General features: G+C 40.1%; 10 protein-coding genes and 1 CRISPR repeat array. All 10 genes read left to right on the forward strand.

What is annotated here, in order from left to right; all coding sequences use genetic code 11:
* Nucleotides 1–60: 60 nt before the first annotated feature.
* The 10 genes from cas6 (at nt 61) to DWY63_RS00770 (ending at nt 11,365) form a co-directional block, all read left to right on the forward strand.
* Complete coding sequence (gene cas6, locus DWY63_RS00725; RefSeq protein ID WP_243001818.1) at nt 61–750, forward strand: CRISPR-associated endoribonuclease Cas6; 690 nt, start codon at nt 61–63, stop codon at nt 748–750.
* Entirely contained in the window at nt 747–3,056 is a 2,310-nt protein-coding gene (cas10, locus tag DWY63_RS00730) for a type III-A CRISPR-associated protein Cas10/Csm1 (RefSeq protein ID WP_117800788.1), read from the forward strand. Before cas6 ends, cas10 begins: the two co-directional genes overlap by 4 nt.
* Nucleotides 3,053–3,445: a type III-A CRISPR-associated protein Csm2 gene (csm2, locus tag DWY63_RS00735; RefSeq protein ID WP_117800790.1), complete on the forward strand. Its 393-nt coding sequence runs from the start codon at nt 3,053–3,055 to the stop codon at nt 3,443–3,445. The genes cas10 and csm2 overlap by 4 nt, the downstream gene beginning before the upstream one ends.
* Before the next feature lie 12 nt (nt 3,446–3,457).
* Nucleotides 3,458–4,111: a type III-A CRISPR-associated RAMP protein Csm3 gene (csm3, locus tag DWY63_RS00740; protein WP_117800792.1), complete on the forward strand. Its 654-nt coding sequence runs from the start codon at nt 3,458–3,460 to the stop codon at nt 4,109–4,111.
* Nucleotides 4,112–4,121: 10 nt separating this feature from the next.
* Nucleotides 4,122–5,033, forward strand: coding sequence for a type III-A CRISPR-associated RAMP protein Csm4 (gene csm4 / locus DWY63_RS00745; protein WP_117800794.1), 912 nt, complete (start codon nt 4,122–4,124; stop codon nt 5,031–5,033).
* Between the two features lie 2 nt (nt 5,034–5,035).
* On the forward strand, nt 5,036–6,172 hold the full coding sequence (gene csm5, locus DWY63_RS00750; RefSeq protein ID WP_117800796.1) for a type III-A CRISPR-associated RAMP protein Csm5: 1,137 nt from the start codon (nt 5,036–5,038) through the stop codon (nt 6,170–6,172).
* 140 nt (nt 6,173–6,312) lie between these two features.
* A CRISPR array of direct repeats spans nt 6,313–7,353; the repeat unit is 36 nt; unit sequence GTAGAGAAAGTAGATTCCCCGATAGGGGACGAAAAC.
* Nucleotides 7,354–7,555: 202 nt separating this feature from the next.
* Nucleotides 7,556–8,560: a CRISPR-associated endonuclease Cas1 gene (gene cas1, locus DWY63_RS00755; RefSeq protein WP_117800798.1), complete on the forward strand. Its 1,005-nt coding sequence runs from the start codon at nt 7,556–7,558 to the stop codon at nt 8,558–8,560.
* Between the two features lie 19 nt (nt 8,561–8,579).
* A complete protein-coding gene (gene cas2 / locus DWY63_RS00760; protein ID WP_117800800.1) occupies nt 8,580–8,897 on the forward strand; it encodes a CRISPR-associated endonuclease Cas2 in 318 nt (105 codons plus the stop codon).
* Between the two features lie 12 nt (nt 8,898–8,909).
* On the forward strand, nt 8,910–10,256 hold the full coding sequence (gene csm6 / locus DWY63_RS00765; protein ID WP_117800802.1) for a type III-A CRISPR-associated CARF protein Csm6: 1,347 nt from the start codon (nt 8,910–8,912) through the stop codon (nt 10,254–10,256).
* A gap of 113 nt (nt 10,257–10,369) precedes the next feature.
* Nucleotides 10,370–11,365 (forward strand): asparaginase, encoded by a 996-nt coding sequence (locus DWY63_RS00770; RefSeq protein ID WP_117800804.1) that lies wholly within the window; start codon nt 10,370–10,372, stop codon nt 11,363–11,365.
* Nucleotides 11,366–11,567 lie beyond the last annotated feature (202 nt).

Consider the following 11,567-nt stretch of genomic DNA (forward strand, 5'->3'; position numbering starts at 1 on the left):
AAAAATATGCTGGCAAAATTGGAATTAAAATTAAAAGCAGAACAGGAAATCACATATCCGATGGCATCTCTTTTCCATGGAGCATTAATAGAAATGCTGCCAGAGGAATACGCAGAATATCTTCATTTATCACAGTTACATCCCTACACACAGCATTTAGAATATCGAGATGGAATCTGGTATTGGGTGATCTGCACCTTAAATGAGGAAGCGGCTAAAATCATCATCCTGGATACGTTAATGCACCAGGAGAAATTTAAAATCAAAAACAGAAATATGGAAGTATGCATCCAGCAGAAAAAATATGAAGAACTTTCAAATAAAGAATTACTGGAACATTTCTATGCAGTAAGTGATGACAGATACTTCCAGATCCATTTCTTAACCCCTACAGCGTTTAAACAAAAAGGAAGATACGTTTTCTATCCAGATCTGCGCTGTATTTTCCAAAGCCTGATGAAAAAATATGACGCTGCAGTAAAGGAAGATATCATGGTGGATGAGGAAACCCTGGAGCAGTTGTGTGAAAATGCGCAGATTGTAAAGTACGATTTGAAAAGCGTAAATTTTCCTCTTGAAAGCGTAAGAATCCCATCGTTTATCGGAAAGATTACAATTAAAATGAATGGAACACAGACCATGGCAAATTTCGCGAAAATGCTATTTGAATTTGGTACATATTCAGGTGTTGGAATAAAAACGTCGATTGGTATGGGATGTATAAAATTACTGGAGAGGAGAGAACGATGATAACAGACCGACAGATAAAACTGGTGATAGGAAGTCTGCTCCATGATATCGGAAAAGTGGTTTACCGAAGCGGAGATGGAAGAAACCACAGTCAGAGCGGATATGAATATTTAAAAACAGAAGCAAAAATTTTCGATCAGAATATTTTAAATTGCGTTCGGTTTCACCATGGAAAAAATTTAAGAACAGCACAGGTCGCAGATGACGATCTTTCTTACTTGACTTATTATGCTGACAATATTGCGGCCTTTACGGATCGGAGAGAAGCAGAAGAGGGCGAAGGCGGATTTGATAAAACTGTGCCGTTGGACAGTGTTTTTAATATTTTGAATGGAAATCATGAGAAAAAGCATTATGCCATGCAGGTATTAGATCCACATGCAGGAATCAACTATCCGACGGATCAGCCAGTTTCTATGGATGAACATTTTTATAAAACAGTAATACAGAATATTACAGAATGCCTGAGAGGAATAGAACTGGATGAAAAATATCTGAATTCGCTTTTATCCGTATTGGAAGCAAATCTTAGTTATATTCCGTCATCTACTTCGAAAAAAGAGCTGACAGATATCTCTCTGTATGATCATATAAAAATGACAGCAGCGATCGCAGCGTGTACAGAACAGTATCTGGAAGAAAAACAGGAAAGAAATTATAAAAAACTTCTGTTTGAAAATGCAAAACAGTCGTATGAAGAAAAGATGTTTCTCCTGTATTCCATGGATATTTCCGGCATTCAGAATTTTATTTATACCGTAGGAGAGAGCGGAGTATTAAAAGGACTCCGGGCGAGAAGTTTTTATCTTGAAATCATGATGGAACATGTAGTAGATGAATTACTGGAAAAACTGGCGCTTTCCAGAGCAAATTTGATCTATACAGGTGGTGGTCATTGCTACATGCTTTTACCGAATACAGAACATGTAAAAAATGAGATAGCAGACTATGAAAAAGAATTAAATGCCTGGATGATGCGGCAGTTTGATACAGCACTTTATGTGGCAAGCGGATATGCGCCAGTCAGTGCAAATGAATTAAGAGATGAACCAGAAGGCAGTTATTCGGGATTATATCTGAAAATATCGAAAATGATTGCAGGAAAAAAATCCCATCGTTATGATGCGGATATGATACGATCCTTAAACAAAAAACGACACAGTGGAGAGCGGGAATGCAAGGTGTGTCGAAGAATGGCAGAATTGACAGATGATAAATGCGGAATGTGTAATGCATTGGAAAAAATGTCAGGGAATATTTTGCACGACCCTTATTTTACCGTGGTAATAGGAAAAGAAAAAAATGCGCTTCCTCTTCCAGGAGAAAAATATCTTGTGGCAGATACAAAGGAAAGCTTATTAAAAAGAATGCAGCAGGATGGATATGTTCGAAGTTATACCAAAAATGATTTTTATACAGGAAATCAGGTAGCAACAAAATTGTGGGTAGGAGATTATGCAACAGAAGATACCTTTGAAGGATTTGCACAGAAAGCAGAAGGAATTGAGCGAATCGGTGTTTTACGTGCAGATGTTGATAACCTTGGAACCACATTTGTCTATGGATTTCAACGGCCAGATGGAAGCCACAAATATGTTACGCTGTCAAGAACGGCAACCTTGTCAAGACAATTGTCCTTGTTTTTCAAATGCTACATAAACAGTCTGCTGAGAGAAGGCGAAGCGGGGATTTTTGCTGGAAAAGGAAAACGAAACGCTGCCATTGTATATTCCGGAGGTGATGATGTATTTCTTGTGGGGGCATGGAATGAAGTGATTGCAGCTTTCCAGAAATTGAAAAATGCATTGGCCCGTTTCGCACAGGGAACTTTGACAATATCCGGCGGAATTGGTGTTTACCCGGAAAAATATCCATTAAATGTTATGGCAAAGGAAGTAGAACGTCTGGAGGATGCATCCAAACAAAACGATGGGAAAAATGCCATCACCGTGCTGGATGAAAGCCACGTATATCCGTGGGATGAATTCCAGAAGAAGGTAGTAGAAGAAAAAGTAAAAACACTAAAATGGTATTTTGAACAGACGGAAGAGAGAGGAATGTCTTTTCTGTATCATCTGACAGAATTGCTGCGAAACAGTGAAGAGCATATTAATATTGCAAGATATGCTTATCTGCTTTCCAGAATGGAGCCGGATAAGGACAGCAGCAGGGAAGAAAAAGAGGCGTATCAGATTTTTTCGAGAAAAATGTACGAGTGGGGAAATGATGCAAGAGAGAAAAGAGAGTTGATTACGGCAATTTATCTTTACGTCTATCTGAAACGGGACAAGGAGGAACAGAAATGAAATTAACAGAAGAAAATTATGTGAAAACGGCGGAAAATGTTATTAAGAAATTGATTCAGGAAATAGAACAAAAGAAAAGTCGAATAGGACTGGTGACAACATCTAAAATTCGAAATCTGCTTGCAATGACAGCAGAAATTTATAATGATGTGATTAATTCCACAGATGAGCGTTTATCACAGGAAGTAATTGGAAGAATCAATTACTTAAAAGTTCGAGTTGTTTATGAAGCGGGAAGAGAACCTTCCGTAAAAAATTTTGTCGTTGGGGCAGAACTTTTGGATTGTTTGGATGATATAAAAGGAAGCAGAAAACAGTTTTTACTATTTAGCCGGTATATGGAAGCTTTGGTAGCATACAGAAAATTTTACGGACAGAAAGATGAATAGGGGGAGAAAACTATGTTTGCAAAAGTTATGATCAGTGGAACGATAGAAACAGTTACAGGCTTACATATCGGAGGTTCCGGTGCTTTTTCTGCAATTGGTGCAGTTGATTCTCCTGTTGTAAAAGACAGCAGAACGGGAAGACCGATGATCCCAGGCAGCAGCTTGAAAGGAAAAATGCGGGCGCTGCTTGCAAAGAGATATAATGAGGACTGGATTGCAGAAACACCAGATGATGATGCAGAGTGCCTGACCAACCTGTTTGGAAGTGCCAAAAAGGGAAAAGTAAGCCGTATTTTATTTTCCGATATGTTTCTGGAAAATACAGACGAGCTGAAAAATGCAGGACTGACAAGTTATACAGAAGTTAAATTCGAGAACAGCATTAAGAGAACAACAGCAGTTGCAAATCCGCGTCAGATTGAACGTGTTGTGCGCGGAGCAAAATTTCCAATGGAGCTGATCTATGAAGTATCAGATGAAGAAACTATGATCAAAGATTTCAAGATCCTGAAAGATGGATTTACTTTGATGCAGATTGATTATCTGGGAGGAAGCGGTTCAAGAGGATACGGACGAGTAAAAATCACAGATCTTGATCTGGATATACTGATTGGAGATGTTTCAGATGAAACAATGGATCAGTGCCGGGAAGTTTTAGAAGGATAAAGGAGCAGCGATGAATTATTCGATTTACAAATTTGAATTTTTAACCGGTGTTCATTTTGGAATAGGAATGCTGAATGAAACAGCGAATACGTTTCAGGCAGACCAGCTATTTTCGGCACTTTATATCGAAGCATTAAAAATGCAGATGGAAGAAGAGTTTCTGGATGCAGTAAGAAGCGGAAGATTATTGTTTTCAGATGCATTTCCCTATATGGGACAGCAGTATTTTGTGCCAAAGCCAATGGTGTATGTAGAACCGGTGAAAAAAGGCGTTTCGGAGCAGAAAAAAGCATACAAAAAATTAAAATTCCTGCCGATTGATAAGATGGACGATTTCCTGGAGGGAACTTTAGATCCGACAGAAATTGACATGAAAGATTTCGGAAAATTTCAGCAGGAAACACAGGCAGCGGTAAGAAGAGAAAAAGAGGATACACTGCCCTATCGAGTGGGTGTTTTCTATTTTGGAGAAAAAAGCGGTTTGTATATTCTGACAGCATGGGAGCAGGAAGAGGATAAACAGTTATTGGAAGAATTGTTGGAATCTTTGTCTTATACAGGAATTGGAGGAAAGAAGTTTTCGGGACTTGGAAAGTTTAACTGCATTCCGAAAAAAGTTCCAGAACAATTTATGAAGCAATTGGAAAAAAAGGCGGGTAGATATATGCTGCTTTCGCCAGCACTTCCAAGGGATGAAGAACTTGAAGAGGCACTCTCAGGGGCCAGTTATCAGTTGGAAAAACGTTCGGGATTTGTAGCATCACCGGAATATGCTCCGGAGTGGAGGCGAAAAAAGGATCTCTATGTTTTTCAGGCGGGTTCCTGTTTTGAAAAGAAGTTCGAGGGAGATATTTACGATGTCTCAGACGGAGGAAACCATTCAGTTTATCGGTATGCCAAGCCGTTATTTATGAGGATATAGGGATGAAAGATTATTTAGAACACTATGAGGGAAAAATATATGCTTTATCGCCTATTTATGTTGGGTCTGGAGAAAAAATAAAAAAGAATGCATATATTTATGCGCCGCGAAATCATCGAGTCGTAATTCCTGATATTGAAAAAATGTATACTGCACTGCGGAAAAAAGGACTGGAACGGGAATTTACAAGCTATCTTATGAGCAGCGGCGACAGAGGTCCGTCGTTGGCGCAATGGCTGGGAAGCCATGGAATCAGTGAAAAAGAATGGCGGGAATGGAAACGATACGAAATGGATGCTGGGGAAGCATTCTTGCAATTAGGACCCAGGAAAAAAAGCAGTGATATTGATGGATTTTGTAGAGATGGGTATGGAATGCCGTATGTGCCGGGAAGTAGTATAAAGGGAATGCTTCGGACAGCATTACTTGCATCGGAAATAGAAAATAATCCAGAAAAATATAAGAGAATTGCTTTGGAGATTAGTGAAAAGTCGCAGGAACGTGCGAAAAGAATACCAGATCGTGCGTGTTTGATGAAAGAAACACAGAAATTGGAGCAGCAGGCATTTTACACGCTAGGCCGGGAGCAACGGCTGAATAGTGCTGTGAATGATCACATGGCAGGTCTACTTGTAGGAGATAGTGAGCCAATTGATTTAGAACAGTTAACTTTGAGTCAAAAGATAGACGTAACTTTGAATGGTGAAGAAAAACCACTACCGATTTTGAGAGAAACATTGAAACCAGGGACAGAGATTAGATTCAGCCTTACCATCGATAGAACGTTATGCCCATATTCAATAGAAAAAATAGAATCTGCACTGGATCAATTTCAGAAAACATGCTATGATAATTTCTATATGCGGTTTCATCGCGGAACAAAAGAAAAAGGAATTGTCTGGCTTGGCGGCGGCTGCGGATTTCCAACAAAAACGGTTTTATATCCAATGTTTGGCAGAAAAGCAGTACGCGTGATTGATCAGATAAATCGAAATACTTTGCATCCTAAAGTGTATGCACAGCATAAACATGCAAAGGACGTAGGCCTTGGAGTTGCACCGCATGTATGCAAATGCACGAAATATCAAGGAAAATTATATGATATGGGAATGGGAAGAATAGAGTTTTCCCGGCAGTAAAAAGAATTTTGCGCCGCACTGCATAAAATAAGGGAAAAAGCGGCGCAAGCATAAGAAATAGAAAAAGAAAAACAATTTTTAAATTTTGCCCCGCAAAACAACTCCGGAACCCTGATAAACAGAGGGGTTCTAGAGGCAGGGTAGAGAAAGTAGATTCCCCGATAGGGGACGAAAACGCGTTGCTTTGATCGTTGTCTTATCTGGACTATTCCAGTAGAGAAAGTAGATTCCCCGATAGGGGACGAAAACATTCGGTGATGTTTTCTGCTAACAGGATTTCGATAAGTAGAGAAAGTAGATTCCCCGATAGGGGACGAAAACTGCATAACCAGTTATTTTAGAAATTTCTTTTGCAGTAGAGAAAGTAGATTCCCCGATAGGGGACGAAAACAATTTGTTTTCTTTCTGCTGCTTCGTTGGCTCTCTTGTAGAGAAAGTAGATTCCCCGATAGGGGACGAAAACTGCATTTTGGAGAACAGTATTTCTGCATTCCGGATTTGTAGAGAAAGTAGATTCCCCGATAGGGGACGAAAACAAGACTTTCCCTTTTAAAACCACTTTGTTATCAGTAGAGAAAGTAGATTCCCCGATAGGGGACGAAAACGGTAATAAACGTCTGTGATACATTTCAAGACACCATCGTAGAGAAAGTAGATTCCCCGATAGGGGACGAAAACGTTTTAAAATTATCGTATTGTAATTCATTTCTGGTAGAGAAAGTAGATTCCCCGATAGGGGACGAAAACAAATGACCACCGATGTAAAGCTTAATCTTGTATTTCGTAGAGAAAGTAGATTCCCCGATAGGGGACGAAAACGGATTCCTTCCAGACTTTTAATTTTTTTTGCTTTGTAGAGAAAGTAGATTCCCCGATAGGGGACGAAAACTCGACGTCAAAAAACGATATAAATCCTTGTAATTGCTGTAGAGAAAGTAGATTCCCCGATAGGGGACGAAAACGAGGTCGCCGATCAAGATTGACGTTTTGCTTGCGCTCAGTAGAGAAAGTAGATTCCCCGATAGGGGACGAAAACAATCATCATAAAATCGCTTTCCTTTCTGTGAATACTGTAGAGAAAGTAGATTCCCCGATAGGGGACGAAAACTTGTTACCATTACAAAGCAAATCATCACCTTTTCTTCGTAGAGAAAGTAGATTCCCCGATAGGGGACGAAAACGGTTCTACGAACTTATCACCAAGTGCTTTCATTACGTATAAAAAAAGAAGATGCTCCGATAGGGGACGAGAATTTCCCATAGGCTTTTGCTGCCTGCCTCGCCATTGGTTTTGGTGAATGAGGTAGAAAAGTAGATACCCCGCTAGGGGCAGAAAACAGTATGGAGTGGGATAGAGTGAAAAATGCAAAGGGAGGGAAGTGCATGAGCTACCTATATGTTTGTGAACAAGGAGCTAGCATCGGAGTCGCTGAGAATCGATTTCAGGTGAAGTACAAGGATGGAATGCTAAGGAGTATTCCAGCGGAGACATTGGAAGTGATAGAAGTTTTTGGTAATGTTCAGGTGACAACGCAATGCTTGGCGGAATGTTTGAAACGTGGAGTAAATATCATCTTTTACTCTACCTATGGAGCCTATTACGGCCGCCTGATTTCAACGACACATGTCAATGTACAAAGGCAGAGAAAACAGGCGGATCTTGGAAAAAATGAAAAGTTTAAGCTTGCTTTTTCAAAAAAGATTATTGATGCCAAAATCCGAAATCAGGTTGTAATTTTAAGAAGATATGCGAGGTCAAGCCACGCAGATGTTGGGCGGGCAGTTGATGAAATGCAGTATATGTGCAAAAAAGTACAGAATGCAGGAAGTATTGAACAGCTTATGGGGTATGAGGGAACTGCTGCCAGAAAATATTTTCAGGTATTAGGACAGCTTATCGAACCGGAATTTGCATTTGAAGGAAGGTCCCGACGTCCGCCGATGGATCCGTTCAACTCTATGATCAGCCTCGGATATTCCATTATTCTGAATGAAATTTATGGAAAAATCGAAGGAAAAGGACTAAATCCGTATTTTGGCGTAATGCACAAAGACAGAGAAAAACACCCAACACTGGCGAGTGACCTGATGGAAGAGTGGAGAGCCGTATTAATTGATACAACTGCGCTCAGTATGCTGAATGGACATGAATTGACGACAGAAAATTTTTACAGTGGAATAGATCAGCCAGGAGTATTTCTGGAAAAAGAAGGGTTCAAAAAATATATCCAGAAGCTGGAAACCAAATTCAGAACCCAGAATAAGTATCTTTCCTATGTGGAGTACAGCGTCAGTTTCCGGCAGGCATTAAATATGCAGATTAACCAGTTTGTAAAAGCAATCGAGACAGAAAATGTAGAAGAATATTCTCCGATCTTGATTCGATAAAAAGAAAGGCGCTGTTTGGATGGAAAATTATTTTTGGAATACAGAAGAAATAAAGACGGAGAAAAAGGTTTACATTCTTGTGATTTATGATATTGTGAATAACAAGTGCCGGACAGATTTTGCAAAGAAAATGAATGGATATGGCTTCCGTGTCCAGAAATCAGCATTTGAGGCAATGGTATCGGAGAGTTTGTATCGAAAATTATTAGCAGAAATCCCGAAATTAATTGATAAGACAACGGATAGTGTTCGAATATACAAAATCAGAGGGGCTGGAGAGGTTAATTTGTTTGGAATTAATCAGGAGATCAAAAACGAAGAAGTAATCATTATTTGACGGAGGGGAAGAATGAATCAAACTATTTTATTTACACCAGTTGGAGGAACAGATCCGATCTCATCTACTAATATTCATGATGGATCTATGCTGCATATCTGCAGAGTGTATCAGCCGCAGAAAGTCATTTTATATATGTCAAAGGAGATGCTGGACAACCAAGAAAAGGACAATCGATATCGTTACTGTCTGGATCGGTTGGCACAGATGCAGAATCGAAAAGTGGAATATGAGGTAATCGAAAGGAGGGAACTGACAAAGGTTCATGAATTCGATTATTTTTATCAGGATTTTCGCGATATTATAAGCAGAGTGTATCAAACGATGGATGAGACAGATACGCTGCTGCTGAATATATCATCGGGCACACCGGCGATGAAAAGCGGACTCGCGGTTTTGCAGACAATTGGTGAATTCCCTGCGAAACTGATACAGGTGGCAACTCCAGAGAAAAGGATCAACGAACATGTTCATAAAGATTATGATGTGGTTACATTGTGGGAATTAAATGAGGATAATGCAGAAAATTATGAGAACCGCTGCAAAGAGGTGCAATGCCCGACGCTGGCAAATATAAAAAAAGAAGAGATTATAAAGAAGCATGTGCTGGCTTATAATTACAGTGCTGCGTTTGATATTGCAGAGACATTGCCGGATGAAATGACGACAGAGTACAAGGATCTTCTAAAGTTAGCTTATGCAAGAGTTTTGCTGGATTTTAAGAGTGTAGACAAAATGATTGAAAAAACGAAGATTCAGTGTCTGCCGGTCCGTTCATCGTCACAGAGGAAATATTTTGAATATGCACTTAACATGGAACTGCGTTTAAAAAAAGAAGAATATGTTGATTTCGTGCGTTCCATTACACCATTAATAGTGGACTTGTTTGAAATTATTTTGAAAAAACAGTGCAAAATTGATATTAATGATTATTGCAATAAGAAAAGAGAAGATGGAAAAGAGCGTAGATGGTGGTCAAAACGAAAATTGGAGGGAACAAGAGCAGAAGAAGTTTTTAAAGAATATTATGCGGAGAAGAATAAAGAATTTTTGGGAGGGGATATTTATTCCATTCATTTAAAAATCCTGCTTGATGGTTTATCGGAAGATGCTCATTTAAAAGAATTGATTGCAAATGTAAGAAGCGTGGAAGAAAATATACGTAATCTTGCGGCGCATGAAATTGTTTCTGTTACAGAAGAAACAATTGTGGCATTGACAGGGTTCAGCAGCGAAAAAATCATGGCGATGATCAAAGAACTTTTCAATTATACGGGAATTTCAATTCGAAAGGAATATTGGAATTCTTACGATGAAATGAATACGGAAATTCTGAAAAAAATGTCTGTGAATGAATAAAACGGTGGAAAGAATTGGTTTCCTGATTTCCAAATTCATCATTTACACCGCCGAAAAAGTCTGCTAAGATAAAGAAAACTTCTTACCAAACGAGAAAACAGGAGTGATTTACATTGAAAAAGATTTTATTTATCGCAACCGGCGGCACAATCGCTTCGAAGAAGACGGAAAATGGTTTGACTCCGCAGATTACGCCGGAGGAGTTATTGTCTTATATTCCGGAGGTGGAAGGCCTCTGTGAGATTACGGCGGTGCATCCGTTTAATCTGGACAGCTCGAATGTGGTTCCGGAGAACTGGAGCACGCTGGTGAAAGTGGCGAAGGAGCATTACGAGGATTACGACGGTTTCGTCATCGCGCACGGAACTGATACGATGGCGTACACCGCGGCGGCGCTTTCCTATATGATTCAGAATTCGGAAAAGCCGATCGTCATCACCGGAGCACAGCGGCCGATCAATTTGGATATCACGGATGCAAAGACAAACCTGTCCGACAGCTTTTATTACGCCTGTGATGATGCATCCCAGGGTGTGCAGATTGTGTTCGACGGAAAAGTCATCGCGGGAACGCGCGCGAAGAAGGTGCGGACGAAGAGCTACAATGCCTTTTCCAGCATCGATTTCCCGTACCTTGCGGTAATACAGGACCGCCGGATTCTTCGGTATCTGCCGATGCTGCCGTATGAAAAGCCGGTTCGTTTTTATGAAAACTTAAGCGATAACGTTTTTCTCTTGAAACTGATCCCGGGAATCAGCCCGGTATTGCTTCCGGCGATTTTTGAGCACTACGATGCGATCATTGTGGAGAGCTTCGGTGTCGGCGGTATTCCGGCGAGCATCAAGGAGCCGTTTTACGAGCTCTGCCAGAAGTACCCGGAAAAACTCATCATCATGTGTACCCAGGTTTCTCACGAGGGAAGCGATATGACCGTCTATGAAGTCGGCCATGAGATGAAAACCCTGTGCAACATTCTCGAGTCATACGATATGACCCCGGAGGCAGTCGCAACTAAAACCATGTGGCTTCTCGGCAACCGTCCGGATGATCATGAGAGCCGGGAAAAAGCATTCTATAAACCGATCAACTACGATACGGTCTGGAAATAAGAAAAAGAAAGACGGCAAAAAGGCTGTCACGGTCCGCAGGAAAGAAATGTTTCTGCTGGCTGTGAACGCCTCTTTTTCTTTTTGAGGAAAAAGAAATTTTCCACAAAATTTTCAGATAGTACGGACGCAAAATTGATTTTTATTGGAAGAATTGTGCAAATTTCATAGAAAAATCAGAAACAGGTTGACATCTTTTGAACAT

The sequence above is a fragment of the Blautia sp. AF26-2 genome, from assembly GCF_003460955.1.
In the GTDB taxonomy this organism is placed as follows: Bacteria; Bacillota; Clostridia; order Lachnospirales; family Lachnospiraceae; genus Fusicatenibacter; species Fusicatenibacter saccharivorans.

Excerpts from the sequence above, each read along its gene's own strand:
- csm4 (WP_117800794.1), top strand. The coding sequence starts at position 4,122 with ATGAATTATTCGATTTACAAATTTGAATTTTTAACCGGTGTTCATTTT.
- csm5 (WP_117800796.1), top strand. The coding sequence starts at position 5,036 with ATGAAAGATTATTTAGAACACTATGAGGGAAAAATATATGCTTTATCG.
- cas6 (WP_243001818.1), top strand. The coding sequence starts at position 61 with ATGGCATCTCTTTTCCATGGAGCATTAATAGAAATGCTGCCAGAGGAA.
- cas1 (WP_117800798.1), top strand. The coding sequence starts at position 7,556 with ATGAGCTACCTATATGTTTGTGAACAAGGAGCTAGCATCGGAGTCGCT.
- csm3 (WP_117800792.1), top strand. The coding sequence starts at position 3,458 with ATGTTTGCAAAAGTTATGATCAGTGGAACGATAGAAACAGTTACAGGC.
- csm2 (WP_117800790.1), top strand. The coding sequence starts at position 3,053 with ATGAAATTAACAGAAGAAAATTATGTGAAAACGGCGGAAAATGTTATT.
- cas10 (WP_117800788.1), top strand. The coding sequence starts at position 747 with ATGATAACAGACCGACAGATAAAACTGGTGATAGGAAGTCTGCTCCAT.
- cas2 (WP_117800800.1), top strand. The coding sequence starts at position 8,580 with ATGGAAAATTATTTTTGGAATACAGAAGAAATAAAGACGGAGAAAAAG.
- csm6 (WP_117800802.1), top strand. The coding sequence starts at position 8,910 with ATGAATCAAACTATTTTATTTACACCAGTTGGAGGAACAGATCCGATC.